The 24645-nt window shown below is 68.6% G+C and carries 25 protein-coding genes; 8 read left to right on the top strand and 17 right to left on the bottom strand.

The genetic code is table 11. The features are described 5' to 3' along the window. Positions 1 to 119 precede the first annotated feature (119 nt). Positions 120 to 1127 (top strand): Rpn family recombination-promoting nuclease/putative transposase, encoded by a 1008-nt coding sequence (locus tag BO221_RS46065; RefSeq protein ID WP_073567456.1) that lies wholly within the window; start codon positions 120 to 122, stop codon positions 1125 to 1127. A 3-nt stretch (positions 1128 to 1130) separates the two neighbouring features. Here BO221_RS46065 and fdhD read toward each other — a convergent pair whose 3' ends face one another. From fdhD to glp, 3 genes are read right to left on the bottom strand one after another with little or no spacing between them, the layout of a single operon-like run. Continuing rightward, positions 1131 to 2015: a formate dehydrogenase accessory sulfurtransferase FdhD gene (fdhD, locus tag BO221_RS56825; protein ID WP_073567301.1), complete on the bottom strand. Its 885-nt coding sequence runs from the start codon at positions 2013 to 2015 to the stop codon at positions 1131 to 1133. Then, positions 2012 to 2515: a molybdopterin-guanine dinucleotide biosynthesis protein B gene (mobB, locus tag BO221_RS56820; protein ID WP_073567300.1), complete on the bottom strand. Its 504-nt coding sequence runs from the start codon at positions 2513 to 2515 to the stop codon at positions 2012 to 2014. The genes fdhD and mobB overlap by 4 nt, the downstream gene beginning before the upstream one ends. Further along, positions 2515 to 3756: a gephyrin-like molybdotransferase Glp gene (gene glp, locus BO221_RS46050; protein ID WP_073567299.1), complete on the bottom strand. Its 1242-nt coding sequence runs from the start codon at positions 3754 to 3756 to the stop codon at positions 2515 to 2517. The genes mobB and glp overlap by 1 nt, the downstream gene beginning before the upstream one ends. A gap of 109 nt (positions 3757 to 3865) precedes the next feature. On the opposite strand from glp, the gene BO221_RS46045 reads away from it, so the two are divergent. Further along, on the top strand, positions 3866 to 4525 hold the full coding sequence (locus tag BO221_RS46045; RefSeq protein ID WP_073567298.1) for a molybdenum cofactor guanylyltransferase: 660 nt from the start codon (positions 3866 to 3868) through the stop codon (positions 4523 to 4525). A gap of 238 nt (positions 4526 to 4763) precedes the next feature. Continuing rightward, a complete protein-coding gene (ygiD, locus tag BO221_RS46040) occupies positions 4764 to 5561 on the top strand; it encodes a 4,5-DOPA dioxygenase extradiol (protein ID WP_073567297.1) in 798 nt (265 codons plus the stop codon). Position 5562: 1 nt separating this feature from the next. Here ygiD and BO221_RS46035 read toward each other — a convergent pair whose 3' ends face one another. Beyond that, entirely contained in the window at positions 5563 to 6450 is an 888-nt protein-coding gene (locus BO221_RS46035) for a LysR family transcriptional regulator (protein WP_073567296.1), read from the bottom strand. A 113-nt stretch (positions 6451 to 6563) separates the two neighbouring features. Here BO221_RS46035 and BO221_RS46030 point away from each other — a divergent pair, with 113 nt between their 5' ends. Then, positions 6564 to 7346, top strand: a complete 783-nt coding sequence (locus BO221_RS46030; RefSeq protein ID WP_073567295.1) for an SDR family NAD(P)-dependent oxidoreductase — start codon at positions 6564 to 6566, stop codon at positions 7344 to 7346. Here BO221_RS46030 and BO221_RS46025 read toward each other — a convergent pair. The 3 genes from BO221_RS46025 to BO221_RS57515 all read right to left on the bottom strand — a co-directional run bounded on the left by BO221_RS46025 (position 7343) and on the right by BO221_RS57515 (position 10928). Continuing rightward, positions 7343 to 8404 carry a hypothetical protein gene (locus BO221_RS46025; protein WP_073567294.1) on the bottom strand — a complete coding sequence of 354 codons (1062 nt, stop codon included), beginning with the start codon at positions 8402 to 8404 and terminating at the stop codon, positions 7343 to 7345. The two genes, BO221_RS46030 and BO221_RS46025, sit on opposite strands and share 4 nt — an antisense overlap. Before the next feature lie 101 nt (positions 8405 to 8505). After that, entirely contained in the window at positions 8506 to 9609 is a 1104-nt protein-coding gene (locus tag BO221_RS46020) for a triacylglycerol lipase (protein WP_073567293.1), read from the bottom strand. 404 nt (positions 9610 to 10013) lie between these two features. Further along, positions 10014 to 10928 (bottom strand): peptidoglycan-binding protein, encoded by a 915-nt coding sequence (locus tag BO221_RS57515; RefSeq protein ID WP_073567292.1) that lies wholly within the window; start codon positions 10926 to 10928, stop codon positions 10014 to 10016. A 185-nt stretch (positions 10929 to 11113) separates the two neighbouring features. On the opposite strand from BO221_RS57515, the gene BO221_RS46010 reads away from it, so the two are divergent. Continuing rightward, positions 11114 to 11635 carry a hypothetical protein gene (locus tag BO221_RS46010; RefSeq protein ID WP_143196075.1) on the top strand — a complete coding sequence of 174 codons (522 nt, stop codon included), beginning with the start codon at positions 11114 to 11116 and terminating at the stop codon, positions 11633 to 11635. A 444-nt stretch (positions 11636 to 12079) separates the two neighbouring features. Here the strand turns inward: BO221_RS46010 and BO221_RS46005 are convergent, their stop codons facing one another. Both BO221_RS46005 and BO221_RS46000 read right to left on the bottom strand, forming a co-directional pair. Further along, positions 12080 to 12739: a hypothetical protein gene (locus BO221_RS46005; RefSeq protein ID WP_233166564.1), complete on the bottom strand. Its 660-nt coding sequence runs from the start codon at positions 12737 to 12739 to the stop codon at positions 12080 to 12082. 138 nt (positions 12740 to 12877) lie between these two features. Next, positions 12878 to 14773, bottom strand: a complete 1896-nt coding sequence (locus tag BO221_RS46000; RefSeq protein ID WP_083682487.1) for a serine/threonine-protein kinase — start codon at positions 14771 to 14773, stop codon at positions 12878 to 12880. Positions 14774 to 15021: 248 nt separating this feature from the next. Between BO221_RS46000 and BO221_RS45995 the strand changes: the two genes are divergently transcribed. Beyond that, positions 15022 to 15804, top strand: coding sequence for an SDR family NAD(P)-dependent oxidoreductase (locus BO221_RS45995; RefSeq protein ID WP_073567289.1), 783 nt, complete (start codon positions 15022 to 15024; stop codon positions 15802 to 15804). Positions 15805 to 15906: 102 nt separating this feature from the next. Here the strand turns inward: BO221_RS45995 and BO221_RS45990 are convergent, their stop codons facing one another. The 6 genes from BO221_RS45990 to BO221_RS45965 all read right to left on the bottom strand — a co-directional run bounded on the left by BO221_RS45990 (position 15907) and on the right by BO221_RS45965 (position 21480). Beyond that, positions 15907 to 16875, bottom strand: coding sequence for a hypothetical protein (locus BO221_RS45990; protein WP_143196074.1), 969 nt, complete (start codon positions 16873 to 16875; stop codon positions 15907 to 15909). A 159-nt stretch (positions 16876 to 17034) separates the two neighbouring features. Further along, positions 17035 to 17832: an Imm49 family immunity protein gene (locus tag BO221_RS45985; RefSeq protein WP_073567287.1), complete on the bottom strand. Its 798-nt coding sequence runs from the start codon at positions 17830 to 17832 to the stop codon at positions 17035 to 17037. Between the two features lie 12 nt (positions 17833 to 17844). Then, positions 17845 to 18438: a hypothetical protein gene (locus tag BO221_RS45980; protein ID WP_073567286.1), complete on the bottom strand. Its 594-nt coding sequence runs from the start codon at positions 18436 to 18438 to the stop codon at positions 17845 to 17847. A 22-nt stretch (positions 18439 to 18460) separates the two neighbouring features. Further along, positions 18461 to 19225, bottom strand: coding sequence for an AHH domain-containing protein (locus tag BO221_RS45975; RefSeq protein ID WP_073567285.1), 765 nt, complete (start codon positions 19223 to 19225; stop codon positions 18461 to 18463). A gap of 98 nt (positions 19226 to 19323) precedes the next feature. After that, entirely contained in the window at positions 19324 to 19788 is a 465-nt protein-coding gene (locus BO221_RS45970; protein ID WP_073567284.1) for a DUF4150 domain-containing protein, read from the bottom strand. 84 nt (positions 19789 to 19872) lie between these two features. Then, a complete protein-coding gene (locus tag BO221_RS45965; protein WP_073567283.1) occupies positions 19873 to 21480 on the bottom strand; it encodes an FAD-binding oxidoreductase in 1608 nt (535 codons plus the stop codon). Between the two features lie 303 nt (positions 21481 to 21783). Here BO221_RS45965 and BO221_RS45960 point away from each other — a divergent pair, with 303 nt between their 5' ends. Together BO221_RS45960 and BO221_RS45955 are read left to right on the top strand one after the other, a co-directional pair. After that, positions 21784 to 22068: a hypothetical protein gene (locus BO221_RS45960; RefSeq protein WP_143196073.1), complete on the top strand. Its 285-nt coding sequence runs from the start codon at positions 21784 to 21786 to the stop codon at positions 22066 to 22068. Positions 22069 to 22098: 30 nt separating this feature from the next. Beyond that, a complete protein-coding gene (locus BO221_RS45955) occupies positions 22099 to 22614 on the top strand; it encodes a hypothetical protein (RefSeq protein WP_143196072.1) in 516 nt (171 codons plus the stop codon). Positions 22615 to 22643: 29 nt separating this feature from the next. On the opposite strand, the gene nrfD is transcribed toward BO221_RS45955, so the two are convergent. Both nrfD and BO221_RS45945 read right to left on the bottom strand, forming a co-directional pair. Next, on the bottom strand, positions 22644 to 23849 hold the full coding sequence (nrfD, locus tag BO221_RS45950) for an NrfD/PsrC family molybdoenzyme membrane anchor subunit (RefSeq protein ID WP_073567280.1): 1206 nt from the start codon (positions 23847 to 23849) through the stop codon (positions 22644 to 22646). Next, on the bottom strand, positions 23842 to 24642 hold the full coding sequence (locus BO221_RS45945; RefSeq protein ID WP_073567279.1) for a 4Fe-4S dicluster domain-containing protein: 801 nt from the start codon (positions 24640 to 24642) through the stop codon (positions 23842 to 23844). Before BO221_RS45945 ends, nrfD begins: the two co-directional genes overlap by 8 nt. Positions 24643 to 24645 lie beyond the last annotated feature (3 nt).

Genomic DNA, 24645 nt, shown 5'->3' with positions numbered 1-24645 from the left:
TCGGCACCGGGCCGTGATGTCTCGCATCCGGGATGGTGGAAGGCGAAGTGGACGTGAAGGGTGCGTGCGTGCCCTGTGCGGCGCCGCTGGCCCGTTCCGTGCGTAGGGCACCGTTCACGATGCCCGGACCCCATGATCTCTTCGCTCGCTACACGTTTGGCCATCCCGAGCGGGCCGCGGCCGAGCTGCGCGCCGTGCTGCCCGCGCATGTCGTCTCGGAAGTGGACTGGTCGAGCTTGCGTCAGGAGTCCGGGAGCGTGGTGGACCCGGAGTTGCGCGAGACCGAGAGCGATCTGCTGTTCACGGCGCGTTTGCACTCGGGCCGCTCGCTGCTGCTGTACGTGTTGCTGGAACACCAGTCGTCGGTGGATTCGTGGATGGCGCTGCGCATGCTGCGCTACGTGGTGCGGCAGGTGGAGCGCTGGAGACAGGAGCATCCGGAGAGCGCGTTGCTGCCTGTCATCATCCCGCTCGTCATGTACCACGGGCCGGACGGAGCCTGGACGGCGCCACGCCGGATGGAGGAACTCTTCGATTTGCCAGAGGAAGAAGAGGCGCGGGAGCGCTGGCGAGCGTTGTTGCCGCGTTTCGAGTACCTGCTCGATGACCTGACGGCCGAGCGCGAAGAGGCGCTGCGAGCGCGCTCGGGTCCGCCGCTGGCCCGGTTGGCGTGGCTGGTGCTGCGCTATGCACGTACCGGGGAGCTGGCTCACCGTCTACCGGACTGGATGGTACTCTTCGCGCAGGTGCAGGCGGCACCCGAGGGGGCCGAGCATCTGCTGGTGGTCATCCGTTACATGCTGTGGGTGGAGAAGGATGCGGCCGTCCACGCAGCGGCGAGGCAGGTGTTACATTCAGTGCTGGATGAGCAACGAGCGGAGGAGCTGATGGGAACCTGGGCCGAGGACATGATGGAGAGGGGAGTCCAGAAGGGTCTGGTGCAAGGTCGGCTCCAGGAGCGTGCCGAGGTGGTGCTCCGGATTCTCACCGCGAGGGGCGTGCCCACGGACGAGTCGGCCCGGCAGCGCATCCTCTCCTGCATGGATGGGGCGATCCTGGACCGCTGGTTCGAGCGTGCCTTGAACGCCACCACGCTCCGTGACGTGTTGGAAGACCTGCCCCAGTAGCGCTCAGCCTTCGCGAAGGCGCTCGGGGTGGGTGTACACGTTGAATCGCCCGTTGCGCACGAAGGTGGCGAGCGTGATGCCCGCGCGCTCGGCCAGGTCGATGGCGAGCGAGCTGGCGGCGGAGACGCTGGCCACGAAGGGGCACCGGGCCATGGCGGCCTTCTGGACGATCTCGAAGCTGACGCGGCCGCTGACCACGAGCACGGTGGGGCGCAACGCGTCCGGTCGTGAGGCGCGCGCCGAGCGCAACCCCTGCTCGAGCACCAGCGCACCCACCACCTTGTCCACGGCGTTGTGGCGGCCCACGTCCTCGAAGGCGGCGAGCACCGTGCCGCGTTCATCGAGCGCGGCGGCGGCATGGACTCCGCCGGTACGGGCGAAGTTGGGCTGAACGGAGCGCAGGTGCTCGGTGGCGTGGGCGAGCACGGAGGCGGGAAGCTCGGGGCCCGGGGGCACGGGGCTGCAGGTGGCCATCAAATCGTCCACGCTGCGCCGGCCGCACACGCCACAGGCCGCGGTGGTGAGCGTGCCGCGCTTCGTGGCGCCCATGCGCTCCAGGTCGATGACGAGCCCGGGAGCGGGCGTCACCTCGACGGTGTTGCCGTACCCCTCCTCGCCGGGCCTGCCGCAGTGGGCGAGTCCGCCCAGGTCATCGGCCGAGTGGATGAGGCCCTCGGCGAAGAGGAAGCCGGTGACGAGGTACCGGTCCGCGCCCGGGGTGCGCATGGTGACGGCCACCGTGTCGCCGCTGATGCGGATGTCGAGCGGCTCCTCGAGGGCCACGGTGTCCTGTTCCTCGGGCGCGAGCTGGCCGTCCGCGGTGTAGCGCCGCACGGGCCGCCGGGTGACGCCGGGAGGCAGGGGGGCCAGGTGTCTGTCTTCGCTCATCGCGAGAGCACTCCGTCGCGCAGGCACTGCTGGAGGAAGGCGGCAATCCCTTGCACCTCCTCCGGGCCGAAGCGTGGCATTCCCTCGGGCACGGGGGCCTCGCCCACCACGGCGAGCACGTCCCGCCGCTCCGCCGCGAGCAGGGGCCCCAATCCCTCGCGCCACACCTCCAGCTTGGGCAGGGGCCCGTGCTTCCACCCCTCGACGAGCACCAGGTCCACGGTGCCGGCGAAGCGCTCGAGCAGGGCCAGCACCTGTTCGGGTGGCTCGGGGAAGGAGAGCTGCACGCCGGCCGGGTTGGCGAAGGCGACGAAGGCGGCACCGGACTCCGCGTAGCGCGCGGTGTCACTGCCCTCGCGGTGCAGCGGATGCGCATGGGACGAGTGCTTCACCACGCCCACGCGCAGGCCGCGCTGGCGCAGCTCGGGCACGAGCCGGGTGAGGAGCGTCGTCTTCCCCGAGCCGGACCAGCCCACCACGGAGAGCGCGGGTGGACGCATCAGGGCTCCACGGGGAGGAAGCGGGGCCGGTCGAAGCGCTCGAAGTCCACCTCGTCGCCCACGGCGAAGTCGGCGCGGCCCGGGGGGAGGATGGCATGGCCCTCGGCGCCGATGTTCTGCAGGTGCTGCCCGGCGCCCTGCGAGCGGATGCGGGCCCACACCTGGCCGTCCTCGCGGGTCTCCAGGGTGCCGCTGATGAGGTAGGTGAAGCCGGCCTGCTTGTGCCGCGCGTCGTCGAGCCGGACGCGTAGGCGCTGACGCTCCTCGGAGACGCCTTGGAAGCGGAGGAGGAGGGGCCGGGCGAACTGGTCGAAGGCGACGGTGGCGGCGCCGGGGTTGCCGGGGAGCACGACGACGGTGGTGGTGCCGAGCCTCGCGACGGCCACGGGCTTGCCGGGCTTGAGGGCCACGCCATCCACGAGGAAGGAAGCGCCCAGGCCGACGAGGAGACTCTTCACGCGGTCCTTGTCGCCCACGGAGGCGCCGCCGGTGGTGACGAGCACATCGGCACCGCTGGCCAGACGCCGCAGGGCGGAGCGCAACACCTCATCGTCATCGCGGGCGCGCTCCTGGGCAACGATGAGGGCACCGGCCTCGCGAGCCAGGGCGGCGACGAGGATGAGGTTGCTCTCGTACACCTGGTGGGGCAGCGCGGGCGCGCCGGGAGGCACGAGCTCATCCCCGGTGGCGAGCACGGCGACGCGGGGGAGGGGACGCACGAGGACGTGGGTATCGCCCAGGGAGGCGAGCACGCCGAGCATGGAGGCATCGATGCGCTGACCGGCGCGGAGCAGGGGCGTGCCGGCGAGGAGGTCCTCTCCGGTGGGGCGGATGTCCTTGCCGGGAGGAACGGCGACGCAGACATCGACGAGCCCCTCACCGGGGACGACGGTGGCCTCCTGGCGGACGATGGCATCGGAGCCCTCGGGGAGGGGGGCGCCGGTGAAGATGCGCGAGGCCTCGCCGGGCTGAAGGGGGCGCGAGGGGAGGTGGCCGGCGTAGACGGTGTCGACGACGCGCAGACGGGCGGGACGATCGCGGTTGGAGCCGGAGGTGTCCTCGGCGCGGACGGCGTAGCCATCCATGGCGGACACGGGGCAGCCGGGGAGGGAGCGCGAGGCGACGACCTCCTCGGCGAGGAAGCGGCCGAGGGCGTCGAGGAGGGGAACGCGGGTGGGGGACGCGGGTTGGATCGCGTCGAGGGAGGCCGTCCGGGCGGTGGCGAGCGGAGAGAGGGACATACGAGGAGACGTCGTCCGGAGAGCTTTAGCGCAAGGGCGGGGCGAGCGGGGGCTGGAGTGGAGGTAGCCTTCACCAGAGGACGGAGCACGGGGCGCGAGGAGGCCTGGCGTGAGCGATAGGGAACGAAGCGGGCCGGAGTCCGCGGACGTGACACTGGCGGTGATCGCGGGCGGCAAGGGCGAGCGGCTGGGCGGGGTGGCGAAGGGCCTGCTGGAGGTCGAGGGCCGGACGGTGTTGGAGCGGGTGCTGGAGCTGGGGCGGCGATGCGGAGACGTGCTGCTGGTGACGAACGAGCCGGGGCCCTACGCGCGCTTCCATCTGCGGACGGTGGAGGACGCGGTGAAGGGGCGAGGTGCACCAGGAGGGGTGCACGCGGCGCTGGTGGGGGCGAGGACGGAGTGGGTGCTGGCGGTGGCATGCGACATGCCGTTCGTATCGGAGGCCGCGGTGCGAGTGCTGTTGGACGCGCGAGGGCCCGAGGTGGACGCGGTGTGTTTCACGGTGGGAGGCCGGGTGGAGCCATTGCTGGCCCTCTATCGGAGGACCCTGTCGGACGAATGGGGAGAGGCGCTGAAGAAGGAAGAGCCCTCGCTGCGAGCCCTGCTCTCCCGTTGCCGGACGAAGCTACTCCCAGAGGAGGCACTGAGAGCGGTGGACGCGGAGCTACGAGCCGTGGTGAGCGTGAACACGCCAGAAGACCTCGAGCGCCACGGGGTCGCACGTCCCCCGGGTAATCTCCCCTCTCCCCCCGGGAGAGGGACGGGGTGAGGGTGCCCGGGTCCCGGGTTGAGCCCCTCCACTGTTCCACCTCAGGAACAGTGATTTGCCCTACGAGCCTCTAGTGGAACACAGGGGTGCGGAGCATGTTTTCCCCATGTCTTCGTCCCGACCAGACCGGCGCACACTCCTGAAGGCCGCTGCGCTCGGTGTGGCCTCGACCCTGCCGCTGGTGGGCTGCCGCGATTCAGCCCGTCCCGCGCGTCCATCCCAGGAGGGAACCTCCACCATGACCACTGCTTCCACCGAGCCCCGCATGCCGGTGCTCTTCATCGGGCACGGCTCGCCGATGAACGCCATCGAGGAGAACACCTGGACACAGGGCTTCCGCTCGCTCGCCCGGCAGCTGCCCAGACCCAAGGCGATCCTCTCCATCTCCGCGCACTGGTTCCTGGCTGGCACGCATGTCACGGGGAACGAGCACCCGCCCACCATCCACGACTTCGGCGGGTTCCCTCGAGCCCTCTACGAGATGCAGTACCCGGCGCGGGGCAGCGTGGAGCTCGCGAATCGAGTGGTGCAGCTCCTGGGAGCCTCACGGGCATCCGTGCAGCACGATTGGGGCCTGGACCACGGCACGTGGACGGTGCTCCACCACCTGCGGCCCGAGGCGGATGTCCCGGTGGTGCAACTGAGCATCGACGCGCGGCTCGCCCCCTCCGAGCACTTCGCGCTGGGCCGGGCGCTCTCCGGACTGCGCGACGAGGGCGTGCTGGTGATGGGCAGTGGCAACGTGACGCACAACCTGCGTCACGCCTTCACGAGCATGCGCTCGGGGGACACCACCACCCCGGCGTGGGCCGAGCGCTTCGACCAGGACGTGGCCCGTGCACTCGAGCAGCGTGACGGGGCCTTCCTGGCGCGCGTCATCGAGACGGACGCGGGCCGGATGTCGCACCCGAGCATCGACCACTACCTCCCGCTGCTGTACGCGGCGGGAGCCGCAGGAGACGGCGGCACGGTGCGCTTCCCCGTAAGCGGATTCGATCTCGGCTCGCTGTCGATGCGCTCGGTCCTCTACAGCTGACTCAGCCGCCGGAGGGCGGAGACGCCGAGAGGGGCCGTCCCTTGAGGAACTCGAGCAGGAAGTCGCGGAAGGCGGACACCTTCCGGGGGACGTGCTGGGTGCGCGGGTACAGCATCACGAGGGACGTGGACGGCTGCGCGTAGCGGGGCAGCACGCGGACGAGCTGTCCGGAGGTCACATCCGCCTGGGCGAGGAAGGTGGGGAGGACGGCGATGCCCGCGCCGGCCTTGGCCGCCTCGCGCAGGAAGAGCATGTCATCGCCGAGCACGCGCGCATGTTTCTCCAGCTCGCGCAGGTACTTGAGCCCGCGGAACACGACGAGCTCATGCTGAGCCAGTTCCTCGGGGGAGCGCGGTGTCCCCCGGCGGGCGAGGTACATCGGCGAGGCGAAGAGCTGCACGTCGAGCGTGCCGAGCCGCCGGACCATCAACGAGGAATCCGCCAGCTTCGTGCCCGAGGCGCGCAGCGCGAGATCGAACCCCTCGGCGACCAGGTCCACGTTGCGGTTGGTGAGGCGGCAGTCGACGCGCACCGCGGGGTAGCGGGCGGTGAAGCGGGCGACGACCTCGGGCAGGAAGGTGGCGCCCATGTCATGGGGGGCGGTGAGGCGCAGCTCGCCCGAGGGAGCCTCCTCGCGCTCGGGGAGGGTGCCGACGGCTTCCTTCAGGGAGGCGAGCAGGGGCGCGGCGCGCTCGTACAGCGCGGTGCCGGCGGTGCTCAGCGACACGTGCCGGGTGGTGCGGTGGAGCAACTGGGCGCCCACGGCGGCCTCGAGGCTCGCCACGCCCCGGCTCACGGAGGACTTGGGCAGCCCGAGCCTGCGGGCCGCCTCCGAGAAGCTGCCCGTCTCCGCGACGGCGATGAAGAGGCCCAGCAGGTTCAAATCCATTAAAACTCCAGTCCCTCTCGAAAATTACACAGTCAGAAAGGTCCGCAAGTCAGGTAACGTGCATTTCCACCCAGACATCCCTCGGGGTGGAGAGGGCAGGTGGTGCGGCCTCTATGAGTCGATTGAAGGACAAGGTGGCCCTCGTGACGGGGGCGGCTTCGGGAATCGGTCGTGCCACGGCGCTCCTGTTCGGCAGGGAGGGCGCGCGGGTGGTGGTGACGGACATCTCGCCCGCGGGCGAGCAGGTGGCGCACGAGATACGGGCGGCCGGCGGGCTGGCCTTCTTCGTGGTGCACGACGTCACGGATGAAGTCACCTGGCAGAAGGTGATGGCGCGCACGCTGGATGTGTATGGCCGGCTGGACGTGCTGGTGAACAACGCGGGCATCGCCATTTCGCGCTCGGTGGCGGAGATGAGCATGGCCGAGTGGCGCGAGCAGATGGCGGTGAACCTGGACGCCGTCTTCCTGGGCACCAAGTACGCGGTGCGCACCATGCGGCTGGGCAAGCGCGGGGGCTCCATCATCAACGTGGCCTCGGTGTCCGGGCTCGTGGGCAGCCCGGGGACGGCGGCCTACTCGGCGAGCAAGGGCGGGGTGCGCATGTTGAGCAAGGCGGTGGCCATGGAGTGCGCGCCGGACGGCATCCGCGTCAACTCGGTGTTCCCGGGCGGGGTGCGCACGCCCATCTGGCAGAACGCGGACTGGTGGGAGGGCTTCGTCCAGCAGGTGGGCAGCGAGGACGAGGCGTGGAACAAGCTCGAGGGGGCCTCGCCGCTGGGCCGCATGGGCGAGCCCGAGGACATCGCCGAGTCCATCCTCTACCTGGCCTCGGACGCCTCGCGCTACGTCACCGGCGCCGAGCTCGTGGTGGACGGCGGCTACACCGCCCGCTAGTTGCGGCCCCACTGCCGGGGGCGGGTGAAGCGGTAGAAGCCGCTCTGCTCCTCCTCGGCGATGGTTTGGGCCTCGTCGGAGAAGTAGCGCGCGCGCAGCTCCGTCAGCCGCGCCTCCAGCTCCGGCCCCGCGTACTGCTGGGCCAGCGCCTCGCGCTCGGACATGTACTGCGAGCCCAGCTCCCAGCGCGCGTCCCGCACCCGGTCCAGCTCGTCCCAGCGGTTCAGGGCTTCCGGGTCCAGGCCCATCTCCTGGCGGATGGTGCGCAGGTTCTGCGCGCGCTGCTCGGGCGCCATCGCCATCAGGTCCTTCTGCACCGAGCCCAGGTCCAGGAAGCGGTTCATCAGCTCCTGCTGGTGGGCCTGCACGTAGGCCTGCGAGTGCTCTCCGTACGTCTTCTGCAGGCTCTGTTTGTACTGCGCCATCCGTTCACCCACGGTGGCGTTGGGGTGCGCGTCGATGCTCTTGAGCGCATCGGTCACGGCGGTGTTGCGCAGCTCGGCCGCCCAGAGCTTCTCCGCCACCTCCTTGCCGAACAGCCGGTTGCGCTCCTCCCAGATGGCGGCGCGGCGCTCGGCCTCCGGCTTGTCCTTGAGCTCGGCGCGGTGCTCCTTCATCCACGACTCGTAGTCCAGGCGCTGGCGCAGCCGCTGGGCGAGCTCGTCATACAGCTCGGGGAAGGCCTGCTTGAGCAGGTCGAGCAGGTCCGCCTCCCAGCCGGTGGGGTTGAGCTTCTGGAAGTGGCGCATGAGCTGCTCGAGCATGCGCATCTGCGTATGGGGCTCCCGGATGCGCGAGCCGTAGCGCGAGCGCAGGTAGGAGACGAGATCCCCGGTGGGCGGTTCCACGGCCTCCGCGCCCTCGGGGTTCCCGGCGGTGGGGGCCGCCCGGTTCCTGGCCGCGAGGGCCTGGGCCTGGGGAGAGGCCGCGGCCTGGGCGCGCGCCGGGTCCGATTCGGGCGCGGCGTCGCCGCCGGGACGCACCTTGAAGACGAGCAGGGCGGAGCCGGCCAACAGCAGGGCGAGCGCCACCAGGAGGGGGGCCTTCCGACGGTTCATGGGCGGCATCATCTCGGGGAGGGGGGCGGAAGCAGGGCAAGGCTACCCCCGGAAGGCCCTCGCGCGCGATGGGGGGCCCTCCGGGGGGTGAGGCGGGTGCGTCAGTCGTAGGTGGCGATGTACTGGAAGATGGCGGCGTAGAACTCGGGCTCGTCGAAGGTGTCCGGGCCCACGCCGATCACGTCGATGTGGTCCTGGTTGATGACGCTCGAGGTGGAGGTCATCTGCGCCGAGGTGGGCGCGTTGATGTTGCCCAGGTAGGGCACGGCGGTGTCGTTGGTGACGGAGTCGAAGCCGAAGGTGGACTCGGAGTAGCGCAGCCGGTAGCCCATCTGCTGCGAGTTGATGCCCACCAGGCCGTCGTCATCGGCCTCGTTGGCGTAGCCGTCGCCCTTGCCCGCGGCGCCGTCGTTGTCGCAGTCGTCCACGCAGTAGCCGTCGCCGTCGATGTCGTAGAAGAACTCGCTCACCAGGTAGAGCGCGGGGTTCACGCTGGCGCCGTTCTGCGCGGTGATGAGCGACACGTAGCGGGAGGCGTAGCGCGAGTCGATGGGGTTGTTGACGTTGAAGTTCTTGGCGCCGGTGGTGAGGCCGTCGGTGGCGCTGTAGTCGTTGTAGACGAGCTGCTTGGCGGCGCCGAAGGCGTCATTGCCCGACTTGTAGATGACGTTGCCGTAGATCTCCGCCAGGGCGGCGATGACGCTGGAGACGCCGGGCTTCAGGTCGAGGATGTACTTGGCCACGGGCGAGCCGCGGTGGGGCGAGGACACGCTGACGAGCACGCTCACCACGGTGTAGCCCTTGCGGGTGTAGAGCACCTTGGCCGCCTTGCGCGCGTCCAGGCCGCCCTGCGAGTGGCCGATCAGATTCACGCGCGTGGAGCCCGAGCTCGCCATGTACCCCTCGATGTCGTTGGCCAGGTCCAGGCCACGCACCTCGGAGTTGTGGAAGGGCTGCACCTGGCCCACGAAGCTCTTCTGGCCGCCGTCGATGTCCTCGTTGCAGGGCACCTCGAAGAGGCTGCAGGTGTCGCCGACGAACATGCCGTAGTCGTCGCCCCAGTAGTCGTAGCCGAGGATGTCGTCGAAGCCGGCCATGCCGTGGGCGAACACCACGGGGTAGGTCGTCTTCGCGGCGCCGGCGTGCGCCTGGGTGGTGAGCCCGAGCGCGCACAGCGCCATCAAGAGGGTGTGCAGCTTCTTCATGGGGAACTCCTGGGGTGTCCCTGCCGGGAGCCCGGTCAGGGCAGTGGGGGTATGGCGGAGCAACCCGCAGCAATCCTCGCGCCAGACCCATTGCGTCATCGGTTCGGGGATGACGCGTTGCGTCGTGTAGGAGAAGTGGAGCATTGATGCTCCAGTCAACCACGTGCCCCGAGCACGCCAGGGGGCTCTCGGAGGCCAAGAATCCTGGAGTCTCCGGGGGTTACACCGAAGCCCCACCAACTGTCCTGATTGAGGACAGTAGATGACGTGGTTTCGGACAAGGGAGCGAGGGGCCCGGAGGGGAGGGGTGGGAAAACGAAAACCCCCGCGCCTCGGGGAGAGGGGCGGGGGTCCGTGGGGGGGACTGCGGTGGGGGGGCTGCGGTCAGTGGGCGGCGGCCGGAATCACGGCCGGTACTCCCAGTGCCAGGGCTCGGAGGGGACGGTGCGGACGAAGCCGAAGCGGCTCGCGTTGTTGGCCAGCCACTTATAGGTGGAGGTGCCGGTGCCGCCCACGTTGATGTCCACGGCGATGCCGCCCTGGTGGTTGGAGTAGCCGGGCTTGGCGGCGAGGTTGCCGGTGCCGTTGAGGTACTTGCGGTAGAGCTCCTGCTGCTCGGCCATGGAGCGGAAGCCGCTGTTGACGTGGAGGTTGATGCCGGCGGCCCTGGCGGCGGCGTGCATGCGGTTGAAGGCGGCGGCGGCGTCCGAGCGCATCTCCTTGCCGTTGGGGATGGAGGAGAGGGTGATTTGACGGGGCGAGCCGTTGACGTAGCCGGTGACGGTGCGTCCGCCCCCGCCGCCGGACGGGTTGGTGACGGAGCCGGACACCTTGATGCCGAGCTTGTCCCACGTCTTGGGGCCCACAATCCCATCGGCGGTGAGGCCCTTGGCGCGCTGGAAGGCCTTCACGGCGGCCTCGGTCTTGGGGCCGAAGGCGCCATCGGCGGTGCCGGCGTTGAAGCCGAGCTGGTTGAGGCGGTTCTGCAGGGCGCGGACGGGCTCACCGCGGGCGCCCTCGCGCAGGGTGGGGCCGGAGCCGCCGGAGGAGGCGGGGGCCTTGTTGAGGGCGCTCCACGTCTTGGGGCCCACGATCCCATCGGCCTCGAGGCCCCGGGCCTTCTGGAAGGCCTTCACGGCGGCGAGCGTCTTGGGGCCGAACTGCCCGTCGACGGCGCCGGGGTTGAAGCCGGCGGCCTTGAGCTTGTTCTGGAGGGTGGTCACCGCGGCGCCCTTCGCGTTCAGGCGGAGCGTGGGGGGGGCGGCGGCGGCCGCGCTGCGGGGGGCGAGGGCGGCGGAGGAGCGGGCGATGGCGACCATGGCGGGGGCCTCGGGGGGGACGAAGCGGGAAACGTGCTCCTATTTTCGTAGGTGGCAGGAAGAAGTTTCCTGACACCTGACGATTGTTGATGATCCACGGGAATGGAGGAAAGCGCTGCCACCTGGGGCCGGGGGCCGGTACTCTGGAGGGACGCGGGTTCCGGGAGGGGAACGTGGCGATGAGGATGAGACTCGACACGATGGCGGGGGAGACGTTCCTCCGGCTGGAGGATGGGGTGGTGCGCCAGGAGGACGGGCCGAGGCTCGCGCTGGTGACACGAGGAGAGGAGCTGGCGCGGCTGCTGGAGGGGGCGATGGCGTGCTCCTTCTCGCACGAGGTGCCGGAGCGGGCGGAGGAGAGCGCGGTGGTGGAGCGCTTCCTGAGGGACTGCTCGGAGTACAGCGACGTGCGTGGGCTGCCGGACTCGTTGCGCGAGGAGATGGAGGAGCACTTCGCGGGGCTGTTGGACGCGCTGTGGAAGCTGGACTGGCTGGTGTTCGGCGAGGCGCGCGAGACGACGCTGGTGCCTGGGGACGATCCGGTGCGGGGGCGGGCGGTGACGTTGTGCCTGGCGCGCTACGACAGCCCGTCGGTGCAATTGGGTGAGAGGCTGCGCCGGTACGTGGAGAGCTTCAAGGAAGCGGTGGTGCGCATCGAGGGCCGCTCCGACGCCAACGAGGGCGGAGCCGGCAATCTGTTGCACTGAGCTCCCTCTCCCTTCCGGGCAGTAGGGCGAAGGCGGTGACACGAGCGGCACCGCCTCCGCCCCGGTACCACGGACTGCTACAGCCAGCAGGCGTCGGGGCTGTCACCGGTGCGGGTGGTGAGGCCCTTGGAAAGCTTTTGGAACTCGTGCCACGGCTCCCACTTGGAGGGGCAGTGCGTGAGGCCGGAGTTGCCCGAGCCATCCGTGTGGTTGCGGTACGAGTACCAGAGCGGTTGGCGCCGAGGGCGAGGGCGCGCGGACCGCGGCGCTTCGCGGACGGGGGAGCATGGAATTCCTTCCGGAGGGGGGACGTCCGGACCTTATCCGGTAGTTTCCGGAGTTCCACGTTCAAGTCAATACGCTGGAATGTTACAGGATGTTTTGTCTGGCAAATGACCGTTCCGTGACGGGCGCGCGAGGTGGCCGTCACGGAGGGGGAGGCGGTCAGCGGGCCTGGAGGTGCCTGGCGTAGAGGGACTCGAGGGACTGGAAGTAGCCGCGCTCTTCCCACATGGAGGCGGCGAGCCGTTCGGCGAGGGAGGCGACTTCCTGCTCCTCGCCCTCGAGGGGAGTGCGGGGAGCGCCGTTCCACGACTCGAGGGCCTTGGTGAGCTCGGAGAGGAGGAGGCGGCTGCCGGCGAAGAGACGGCGGAGGGCCTGGTTGACGGGGCGGGCGTCCAGCTCCTTGCAGGCGGCGTCGATGGCGGCGTGGACGCGGCGGGGGACCTCCTCGGAGGCGAGGGAGTTGGCGTCGAGATCTCCGCGCTCGAGGGCGTGCTGGAGGAGGTAGCCGTGGTGGAGGGAGACGGAGGCCATGTCCACGCAGTCCTTCACCCAGATGGCGGTGGCCAGACGCTTGTAGGCCTTGCGCCAGGTGAGGCGCAGGGAGAAGAGGGCGGTCTTGCTGGCGAACTGCTGGAGGCGGCTGCCCTCGCGGGGGTGGAGGCCGGCGAGCACGGTGATGGTGCGATCGGGAGGGGAGAAGGAGCGCTCGCGGAGGATGGAGCGGACCATGCCCTCGCGGACGCGGCGCAGGGCGTACTCGTCGAGGAATGGGACGGGGATGAGGGGGGTGAGGCCGGAGGCCACGGCGTACAGAGCCACACGCTGCACCTGCGGGGACACGGAGGAGGGCTGCGGCTCTGAGCCGGATGTCGGGGAGGACATAGAGGAGTCAGCGGGGAATTAGCACGGACGGGCGCGCGCCGTGAGGCCCACCGCGTGGCGGGGGCCGCTCACCTGTCAGATGAGATTCACCTTGCCACCGGAGCCGGGGCCCGGACGTCCCGAGGTGCCCAGGGCCCGGCACACGGCGAGGTACTGCTTGTGCAACTCGAGCGACAGCGGATCCAGGATGAGGGCCCGCTCATAGGCCTCGCGCGCGTGGGAGAGCAGCCCGGCCTGCTGGTGCGCCTGGGCGGTGGCGAGGTGCACGCGCAACGGCCCCTGCGCATGCGGACGCCGGGCGAGGAAGTCCCGGCGCAGCTCCTCCAACTGGGTGGCGGTGAGCCCCGCGGCCAGGCAACGCGCCACGCCCTGGAAATTGCCCCGTTCGGCGTCGTAGGCGGCCCGGCGCCGCGGATGGCTGAGCGTTTCAGCTGCCTTGCGCACCCGGTCCAGCACCGTCTCCGCCTTGGCGCGCAGCGCGGGCGAGATGGGGCGCTCGCGCAGCCGCTCCAGCGCACTGCAGGCCCGGCGCGCGCGCACCCGCAGCTCCTCGCACCCCGAGTCCGGCGGCAGCGCGAGGAACACGTAGAGGTCCTCCGTCCCGCGCTCGCGGTAGGGGGCGAGCACCTGCTCCACCTCGGCCTCGGCGGCCGGGTCCATCGGTGGACGCAGCGTGTGGAGCGGCTGCCCCAGCATCAGGTGCGCCACCGCCGCCTTGAAGGAGACGGAGGGCTCCACGAATTGCACGCCGAAACCGGCGGCCATGCCCCAGGCCCGTGCCTCCTCGGGCTGCACGTGCCGCACCACCTCGCACTCGCACGTGAGCTCCCCATCCGGGTGCTCCAGCGCCACCACCACGCGTGAGAGCAGCGGCGGCAGCAACTGGTCCATGCACAGGAACATGCCCCCGCGCGTCAGGTCCGTGCACGTGAGTTGCTCGGCCGCGGCACCGGGGTGCGCCGTCATCAGCACGGGCAGGGCCAGAGCGGGGCGCACGGAGAAGGGGCCCATGGGCGGCGGCGTGCGCGTGGGGCCGGCCGGCGAGCGCACCATGTCGAGTGCCACCTGGAGCGCCCCGCGCATCGTCGAGGCGCTCTGGAAGCGGTCCCCGGGCTCCTTGGCGAGCGCGCGGAGGATGACGCTGGAGAGCGCGGGCGGCACGTCGGGGCACAGCGAGGTGGGAGGAATGGGCTGCTTCGTCTGGTGGGCGAGCAGCAGCGCGGTGAGGGAGCGCTCGACGAAGGGCAGCCGCCCGGTGACGAGCTGGTAGGCGATGACGCCCAGGGCGTAGATGTCTGCGCGGCCATCCAGGGCCTCGCCGCGCGACTGCTCCGGGGCCATGTAGTCGGCCGAGCCGATGATGGCGCCCTCCTGGGTGTCGGTGCCGCGCTCGTCGCTGTCGAGCAGCTTGGCGATGCCGAAGTCGAGCACCTTGACGAAGGCGGGGCCGTGGCCGCGCTGGAGCAGGAAGAGGTTCTCGGGCTTGAGGTCCCTGTGGACGATGCCTCGCGCGTGCGTGGCCTGCAGGGCGTCACACACCTGGGCGAGCAGGGCCACGGCGACCTCGGCGGGCACGGGCCCGCGGCCGAGGAGCGCGGAGAGCGGCTCGCCCTCGAGGTACTCCATGACGAGGTAGGGCCGGGGCGGCGCGGGGTTGATGTCGATGATGTTGACGATGTTCTCGTGGCCGATGAGGTTGACGGCGCGCGCCTCCATGTGGAAGCGGCGCAGCACCTGGGGCGAGTTGGCCAGGCGTCCGTGCAGCAACTTGATGGCCACGCGGCTGCCGATGTCCACGTGCTCGCCGAGGTACACCGCGCCCATGCCGCCGCGGCCCAGCAGGCGGGTGAGCTGGAAGCTGCCGATGGTCAACCCCAGCAGCGACTCCGGCCCCGCCTCCCGGCGTTGAGCCGAGGGCTCGAGGGTCGTGCGCAGATCGGCGGACTTGTCTGGGCCTGCTTCGCTGGACATGGGTCGGACGACGCGGATGGCGTGAAGGGATGGTCCCACGAAATGTCCCCCCCGGGACATCCCCCAACTGCCTGGGTTTGGAACTCGGAAGCCATTGTCTCCCACCCGCCGGTGTAGGCGCATTGAGCCGGGCTGTAATGATTCACTCCGGGTGCGGACTTGTGCTCGCTAGCAGACAGTGGACGGAAGAGGAGGAGGGAGGAGCAGTAGGGTGGTGAGCACTCACCGAACGAAGAAGGGGGAACGCGATGAAGGGACTCGAGGGAAAGGTGGCGCTGGTGACGGGGGGGAGCTCGGGGATTGGACTGGCGGCGGCGAGGGAGCTGGGGAGGGCTGGGGCGAAGGTGGCGTTGGTGGGCCGGGGGAAGGAGCGGGGCGAGGCGGCGGCGCGGGCGTTGAAGGAGGGGGGCGTGGAGGCGCACTACGTGCAGGCGGACATGGGGAGGGGGGAGGACGTGAAGCGGATGGTGGAGGAGGTGGTGGGGAAGTGGGGCCGGCTGGACGTAGCGGTGAACAACGCGGCGTTGGGGGACATGATGCTGGCGCCGCTGACGGAGCTGCCGGAGGAGGAGTTCGATCGGGTGTTGGGGGTGGACCTGAAGGGTGTGTGGCTGTGCATGAAGTACGAGATACCGGCGATGTTGAAGGCGGGGAGGGGGGCGATCGTGAACGTGTCGTCGATCAACGGGCTGGCGGGGACGCCGATGGGAGGGGCGTACGCGGCGGCGAAGCACGGGATGCACGGGCTGAGCAAGACGGCGGCGCTGGAGTTCGGGAGGCAGGGAGTGCGGGTGAACGTGGTGTGCCCTGGAGCGCACCGCACGCCGATGCTGGAGGCGATGTTCGAGAAGATGACGCCGGGGGAGCCGAGGAAGGCGGAGGAGCAGTACTACCTGCCGAGGATTCCGATGGGGCGAATTGGCGAGCCGGAGGAGTGCGGGAGAGCCATTGCGTGGCTGTTGTCGGAGGACGCCTCGTACGTGAATGGCTGTGTGATGACGGTGGACGGCGGAATCATGGCGGGGCTGTGAGCGAACCACCCCTCTCCCCTCGGGAGAGGGACGGGGTGAGGGTATCGGGCATCCCAGGTTGAGAGCAGGAGCCCGATTCGAGTCCCGATTGAAGGAGGCGGATCAGGCCTCGTCCACGCGCCTGAGCACCATGGCGCCCACCTGCCCTGCCTCGGCGCTCGACAACAGCACGGCCTGCCCGGTACGGGAGTACCTTCGACTGAATGAGCGGACGGCGACGCAGACTCCTACTGCTCCGCTCGCGGCCCCGGTGTCCCCCAGTGACTCGGCGGGCGCGATGATGCGAACGTCATCCCCCAACTGACCGCGAACTCGGACCCAGGCGCTCCCCAGCTCACGGGCTCTCCAGTTCTCTCCATTGAGGTCGCAGATGATGTCTCCCCGGAAGGGCTTGCCGGGTGAGGCTGTCTCCAGAACTTCCTGCAGGACCTGGGAGAGACCCATTCCGTTGTTGGGCTCATGCTGGAATCGGTGCCGCTTCTCGACGCCGAGCGCGGTGCTTTCGACGAACACCTGCGGGGAGAGTTGCCTCCTTCGCAGGCTGGCTTCGGTCTCCAGCATGAAACAGGCACCCGCTTCGCCCGGAATCAGTCCGCAGGGTATATCTCCAGCCTTGAGTCTCCTGGCACTGGACAGCCATTGGAGCGTCGGTCCATCAAGGTATGAATCCACGGCCAGGACGAGGAGCCGCTCGAGTCCCGTGGTGGCCATCCGGCGTGGCGCCTGCTGTACGGCGGTGATGACCCCCGCATGGCCCTGACGCAGGACGTCGGCATGCTCTCGCCGCAATGGAAGCTTCAGCACCGCGAGCAGCCGCTGAAGGAATGCGTCGTGGGTTTCCTCAGGTGATGCGGAGTTCTCGTTCGGGAAGCGCTCGCTCTCGAACGAGGGCAGGACCGCCACCAGCCCTGTCTTTCGCCAGAAACCCGTGTCCGGGGCGTTCGCAATCCCTTCCTGTTGAAGCAGGTCCAGGATGCATCCCCGTGCCAGCCGCATCCAGAGACCGGTGTGGCTGAATCCTTCCGTGTAGCCTCGGATGGGGCGGCCAATCACGGGGACGAGCTCTTGCACCGTGGGATCCAACACCATGAAGGATGGGCATTCCCGAGGCCGGGAAATACCGGCCCGGATGGCGGCACACGAAGCAACCGCACTGAACCCGACAGAGGAAATCATGCCCAGGCTATTGATGCTGAGTCGCATGGAGAGAGGGACGTCTGGCTGGGATGTTCAGGTTCGTGGCGTCAGTGGCCACTCTCTGTCGATGTGGGCCCAGGAGTCCGGACGGAAGGGTTGCGCTCCCGTCATCGCACGCGCCGTGGACGGCACGTGGAGATGGTCCGGGGCGCTCTCCAGGTGCTTGCGCTCCGCCAGTTGGAGCAGCGCGAGACCTGCCACCGAGAAATGACGCTCGGTCAGCAGCAGGGCAGGTGGCTGGGTCTGCCGTGAGGCCACCAGCTCGAAGCGGAGGCTGCGCTCGTCGAGGTAGAGGCAAAGGGCCTCATCGAAGGCGGGTGGGTCCGAGTTCAACAAGGCCCTGCACACCGGCAGTCGCATGTCTTCGGCGCCCTGCAGTGCTTCTTCATACCGGAGGAGAAGGTTCTGACATGCCTCGGGGGTGCCCCCCAGGAAGAAGTGCTGCATCAGGAACTCGACGAAGAGAAAGTCCTCTTCGTACTCGAATCCGTGAGCCCAGGTGCGCCTCGCATGACGGGCCACCTTCTCCGCGGAGGAGAAGTCCTTGGCGGCGATGGCATCGAGGAAGGGGTGGAGCTTGCTGCCTGGCGGCGGCTCCTGGCCGGGTCCGCCGAGAAAGTGTGCGAAGGCCGCGCCGCTCTGGTGCAGGTGCCAGCGGAGGGGCTCGGGGTCATCCGTGAGGAACAGCTTCCCGATGCCGGCGATCCGGAAGTTGTGGCAGAAGGCAAGCACTTGCCCCATGGACGCCCGTCCCCGCTGGAGGGCGGGAAGCAGGGAGCGGTTCTCCTCGAGAGCGTCCTCGACGATGGCTGGAAGGAACTCTGTGTTCATGGGCGCCGCCGCTCACAGCTCGTCGCTGAATCGCAGGCGGGTCCAGAAGACGTTGGTCAGCTTCCGCTGCTGCATCTCCTTCGCGAGCTCCAGTCCCACCACATACGTATGCGGGCTCTGGTGCAGACGGAAGAGTTGGGGCGCTGCCCGGGTCTTCTCACGATCCAGCACGGGCTCCTCGATGCGGAGGATGTTGTCCGGCTTCTCCGTGTCCCAGACGATGTTGCTGGCCTTGAGGTCGAGACAGTCGAACGTGCCGATCGGATTGATGATGCAGTAGTCGCGGCTGTAGGGACGTTTGTGGTGGTCGTAGAGCGTGAAGGGCAGATATTCGATGTCCAGGTTGGCGCAGAGCTTCTCGATCGCCTCCTTGAAGTCTCTGGAGGCGATCAACATGCGCTCGCTGTTGCCTAGGAGCGAGGAGAGCTGGACCCCCGGATTCTCGGGACGCATGAGGATCTTCGCATCCTCCGGGTACAGTTCCCCCACGCGCACTCCTGTTCCGACGCGCCAGGATTGGATCTTGATGCCCTCGACGAAGTCATCGAGGTAGCAGAGATCCAGGTTGTTGATGTCTCCCTTGGTATTGAGCTTCCGGAAACTCATCTCGTGTTCTCCACCGTGTACATCATGTCAGGGGGGCATTGATGGAGGTTTCGGCCGGCTCCGCGAGCAGGTGTTCCTGCTCGATGTCATCGAGGGAGTCACCTGCCATGTTGCCCTTCTTCATCAACTGACCGGCTGATTTGATCTGCCCGTAGAGTCTGATGGAGAGTTGCTCGAGCTTCTTCTTCGACTGGACATAGTCGGGCAGTTCATGCTTGCTCGCCTTCTCCTGCATCGCCCGGAAGGCATCCTTGACCTCCTCCAAGACGACCTTGCTGTACGCGGCATGGTGGAAGGTGGAGGGGGTCATTCGGTGCTTGGGGAGCCCCACTGCACGTGCGTGGAGCGCCAGCATCGGCAGGATGATCATGTTGATCTTGTCATTGAGGTTGTAGGCCTCATCCAGCAGCCCGCCGCGGACCGTCAGCTTGATCTCATTCGCCTTGGGGGCGTCTCCTCCCACCCACGCGATGGCGTTCTTCAATTCCGCATGGGGGATGATGTGGTGGGACTCGTGCCAATACGGCACGGTGCTCTTGTCCTGGAAGTTGCCTGGATGCCCGATGTTCCAGTTCTGACCGGTGGGCGGTTGAAGCCCGAAGTCCTTTGGCCAGGTGTAGAGCCCCGAGTCCGATTGAGCCTTGAGGTAGCCTTGCCAGCGGTAGCTGCAGGTGTGCCCATCCGTGTAGGCGCCATGATGGGCATTGAGGCAGGCCGGCTTGTGCTTGTCCGGAAAGTCCTCGATATCGGTCAGGTGCTGGTCTGAGCGTTTCCTCTTCTTGCCCATGGGAACCTCTCTGACAGAGCGGCCAGACCTGGTACGTGGGAGCGTCGCGGCGACGGACCGTGCCAGGCATGTGGGTGCCGCCTGGGCGTGCCTCCGGGTCAGACATCATGCTCGCACACGAGGCACTGGGGCTTGTCGTTGCTCTTCCCTAGCGCGACGACAGGTCCCTGCATGACGGGGAAAGGCGGCGTGTTCTTGTCGTTGTGGAGCATCAGGTCGAAGGCCCGGGCGACGTTCTTCCCCTCGAACTTCACGTCAAAGGAGTAGTTGACGAACTCGGCCTTGCCCTTGGTCTTGCTCGAAGCCACTCCGCCACCCGCTGTTCCCGCCTCGTCTCCCGTGCTGGTGCTGAAATTGGAGTCCTTCACGCACACGGGCTTGTCCTTGACGGAAACCGTCTTGGTGCCTTTCGCCGTGTCCGACGAGCGCGCGATGTTGGGGTACGGTATGGGGATGGGACCGCCCGGGCTGGGTGTCTTGCACACGTCCGGGAAGGCCACCGTGGTGCCATTGCTGTCTTCTGTCACCACCGACATCTTGTTGACGCCGACGTGGACCGCCATGGCTTTGCCTCCCCTTGTGACACGCTGCCCCAGCAGCATACGAGTCTAACCCAAGCCGCTCGAGGGTGAATAGCGTGGTGTCCATCACGGCCCAATGAGAACCCCCGGATTGAGAATGCCCTGGGGATCCAACGCGCCCTTCACGGCCTTCAAGGCGAGGGCGAAGGGCTCGGGGCGCTCGCGGTCGTACCAGGGGCGGTGGAGCCGGCCCACGGCGTGGTGGTGGGTGATGGTGCCGCCGTGCGCGGAGATGGCCTCGCTGGCGGCCTGCTTGAGGGCCATCCACTGCTCCAGCTCGCCGCCACGCTTCGCGGGACCGAGGAACGTGTAATAGGGCGCAGGGCCGTCCGGATAGACGTGGGTGAAGCGGCAGCTCACGGTCCCGCCGCCGCAGAAGCGCTCGAGGGCTCCTCGTACGGCGTCGAGGATTGCGCCATGGAGCGAGTCGAACCTGTCCCAGGTACAAGCGGTCTCGAAGGTATCCGCGATGACGCCGAGGCTCACCATGACGTTCTGCAGATACGGAGCCTCGATGAATGCCGAGCGCCAGCTCTCGGCGGCGCCTGCGGCGCGATGCTGTCCCCCCGGCTCATCGGAGCGGTAGCGGGCACCTTCGCGGCACTCTCCACCGTGGGAGGCGGTGATGGCGAGCGCTCTCTCCATCCAGGCGTTCAGCGGATGGTCTGCGGACTCGAAGGCGAGCACGAGCACGCTGGAGCCATCCCCGGCGACACCATTGAGGAAGGACTCCTGCGCGTCGAGGAGCCTGCAATTGGAGGGATGAAGCCCGGACTGTGAGAGCTCACGGACGGCGCGCACGGCGGCATCGAACTCGGGGAAGTGGACGCTGGCGCTGGCGCGGAAGCGGGGGCGGGACTGGAGCCGCACCCAGGCCTCGGTGATGACGCCGAGCGTGCCCTCGGAGCCGAGCACGAGCCTGTCCGGAGAGGGGCCGGCGCCCGAGGCGGGAAGGCGGCGCGTTTCATGGAGCCCGCGCGGGGTGAGCATGCGAGTGGACTGCACCAGGTCGTCGATGTGCGTGTAGAGCGTGGCGAAGTGGCCACCGGCGCGTGTGGCGATCCACCCGCCGAGCGTGGAGAACTCGAAGGACTGGGGGAAGTGGCGCAGGGTGAATCCATGCGGGGCGAGCTGGGACTCGAGCATGGGCCCGGTGGCACCGGCCTGGATACGGGCCGAGCGCGAGATGGGGTCTACCTCGACGACACGGTCCAGGCGGCGCAGGTCCATGGACACGGCGCCACGGAAGCCATTGCCGATGGCGGCCTCGACACCGCGCACGACGCTGGTGCCTCCGCCGAAGGGGATGAGGGCCACGTGGTGGTCTCCGCACCAGTCCATGAGGGCGCGCACATCCTCCTCGGAGCGGGGGCGGGCGACGAAGTCGGGCGCGGAGGAGAAGTCTCCGTGGAAGCCGCGCACGAGGTCCCCATACCCCTTGCCATAGGTATGCGCGGCGCGGTCCGCCTCATCCACCGAGCACAGGGCCGAGAGGGATTCGGGCGGAGCGACACGGGGGCTCGGGAGCCGCAGGGCGGTAGCGGGCTCGTGGGGCTCCAGGGAGGGCCCGCCGAGGAGCGGGGAGACGTGTTCGGCGAGGGACCGGCGTGTCTCGGTGTCGGGGAACTTGTCCGCATAACCCCAGCCCCAGATGCTCGTCGCGCGATTGCTCATGGCACGCGAGCGTAGCGGCTCAGCAGGGATGTTCACAGCTCGTCATGCCCAGGTACGTGGAGGGGACCGGGCAACCTTCCCCAAGTACGATGAATCCAGATGCTTGACGCTGGCTGCGGTGGAGGGCTCATGCGGGTCCGGCGAGTCATCGCAGTGGTGACTGTGTTGTTCGTCGGTGGACGTGCCCACTCCACCGAGCCTACGGGTGACCCATTCGGGAGCCGGCGCGTGGAGCGCCTCCCGTACGATGCACCCGCGGATGGAGGTCGAACCGGGTGCAGTACAGTGGGCGCACGCATCAATATGCTGATCGCGAAGGGGCAGTTCGCCGAGGCGATTTCCCAACCGCAGGCCGCGGAGAAGCTGCAGAAGATCGCGCAGCTGAGCACGAAGGCTGGGCAGCTTTCGGCATCCCTTCAACGCGCGAAGGACTTCCCTTCGCAGCTCAAGGACTACACCCTGTTCGAGATCAAGCAGATGTTGCAGAACAAGGACTTCAGCCTCGCGACAGAGGCGCAGTTGAAGATGGTGAAGAAGCTGCTCGAGGACCCGGAGCGGGTCCTGGAGAAGATGGGCACGGTGAGGTGAGGCATGGCGCACCCTGGGCTGGAAGAACTGGTGGAGAGATTCCGAGAGGCCCGGCGGGAAGCCGAGACCGACCCGGGCAACCCGGAGCAACTGGAGGTGCACCGGCAACTGGCCGAGGCTTGCCCCGCGTTCACCCAGAACCTTCTCTTCCTGGCCTGGCGGCTGTTGAGGGCCAACGGGCCCGAGGAGCAGCTCGAGGACCGGCTCGCTGAAATCCAACGTCTCTTGGAGAGGGCCGTCCAGGGGTCGTACCGGAGTGCTCCGGCCGTCGTGGAACTCGGCTACTTCCTGGACACCTACCGCAATGCTCCTCACGAGGCCGCCCGCCTCTACGAGGAGGCCGGCGCCAAGGCCCTGGAGACGGTCCGGGATTCCTGGCGCGGATTGATTCGATACTGGAACGACGCGCGCACGAAAGAGACACTGGAGAAGGCACTGAAGCTTGGTGAGCTGGCGGAGAAGATGTTCCCGGACTACACGCCCCTCATGCTCGAGGTGCACACGACGAGGGAGTACGCGGCCCTCGACGGGCTTCTCTCACCGTAATTCCGCCGGTGCTCCACGCGCACGGTGATTCAGGGCACGGGGGTCTCCGGCTCCCAGGCCCCGCTTGCCGCCTCGGGCCGCTCAGGTCTCCTTGGCGCCTCGCGCAGCACGGGCAGCGGGAACTTCAAGGGCTTCCCGTCCGACGCGTACGTATGCCCCGTCACCTCCGCGGCGCCCATTCCCTCACGCTGCGGCTGGAACGTGGCCTGCGGGTCCCTCGCCGACGCCTTGCCCGCGTGGAACATCGCGAACCGTGTCGCGATCGCTCCCGCCGTGCCGAGCAGTGCCCCCGCCACCTTCATCCACCGGGTCCGTCCCGGCCACAGGCCCAGCGCCAGTGACGCCGCGGCGCACACCCGGGCCGCCTTCCACAGCCTCCCCGAGACCCCCTGCTTCAGCGGCCGCTCCAGCACCTCCAGGCTTGAGGCCTCGTGCTGCACCGCGACGCCCGCCATCAGCTCGCCCACCTTGCCCATCGTGCTGAACAGGTGGAGCACCTTCTCCTCGTGGCTCGAGTGCGGCAGCAACTCCAGCAGGCTCCCCGCGCCCGCCACCGCCGAGGACATGAACAACAACGGCAATGACTTGCGCGTGGCCTGCCAGACCGGCACCGCCGTGTTCGCGAGCAGCACCGCCGTGTATCCCGCGAGCGGCAGCCCGAGCAGCCCCGCCGCCACCGCCGCTCCATCCCCCACGCGACCCAGCCACCCGCGCCGGCCCGCGAACAGCACGGCCGCCGAGTTCATCGCCCCCGAGCCCACCATCACCCATGAGCCCATGCTCATCGGCGACGTGGGACGGAACACCCGCAGCATGTTCAGGAAGCGCTCGGGCCGCCCCAGGTCATGGATGAGCAGCCCCGAGCTCACGATATCTCCCACCGCCCCCACCCACCGGCACCGGTACCCCAGCTTCCTCAATCCCTCTCCACCCACCGCCTCCGCCGCCACGCCCAGCACGCTCGCCGCGCCCGCCACGCCGCCCACGTAGAAGTACAGCGGGATGCTCCAGATCCACACCGGCTCCTTGATGGCCGGCTGTCCATAGTAGCTCGGCGAGTCCGCGTTCACCCCCGACAGCGAAGGCCTCGTCCGCAACAGCGCGCGAGAGGGATTGGCCTCATCCGTGTCCTTCACCCGCTGTTGCGCGCCCTCGCCGGACAACTCGCCCAACCGCGAGTCGATGTTGCGGCCGTCCTGTCGCCTCTCCAGATCCTCGGGCCGGATGTCACCCACGCACCACCTCCCGTCCCAGCAGCACCGCCCCGAGCGCCATCACCGCCATCCCCAGCGCTCCCCATCCCGCGGACACCCACGCCTCCCGGCCCTTCATCGTCGGCACCACTGGATCCGGCGGCAGGTTGTAGACCTCGGGCTTGTCCACCAGCAGGAAGAAGGCATTCAGCCCGCCCGTGCCCGGCTGGTTCTCCTCGTCCGCACCATACAGATACGCCTGCTGCAATCCCTTCTCATGCAGCTGCTCCACCCGGTGTTGGGCCCGCTCGCGCAGCTCGTCCACGTCGCCGAACTGGATGGACGCCGTGGGACACGCCTTGGCACACGCGGGCGTCATGTCCTCGCCCAGCCGGTCGTAGCAGAGCGTGCACTTCCACGCGCGCCCATCATCCTCGCGCCGGTCCACCACTCCGAAGGGGCACGCCGCCACGCAGTAGCCGCAGCCATTGCATACGTCCGGCTGCACGTACACGGTGTCGAACTCCGTGCGGATGATGGCGCCCGTGGGGCATGCCTCCAGGCACCCGGCCCGCTGGCAGTGCTTGCACACGTCCGACGCCATCAACCACGAGAAGTCCAGCAGCCCCACCGTCTGCGTGGGCAGCGGCACCGGCCGCTCGACGAAGGCCACGTGCCTCCACGTCGACGAGCCCAGGTGCCCCGTGTTGTCGTACGACATGCCGGTGAGCTGGAAGCCATCGTCCGGCAACTGGTTCCACTGTTTGCAGGCCACCTCACACGCCTTGCAGCCGATGCACAGCGTGGTGTCGGTGAAGAAGCCCTTCTGTCCCATGGG

The sequence above is a fragment of the Archangium sp. Cb G35 genome (assembly GCF_001896145.1).
Taxonomy (GTDB): Bacteria; Myxococcota; Myxococcia; order Myxococcales; family Myxococcaceae; genus Archangium; species Archangium violaceum.
This window is presented reverse-complemented; position numbering and strand designations above follow the sequence as displayed.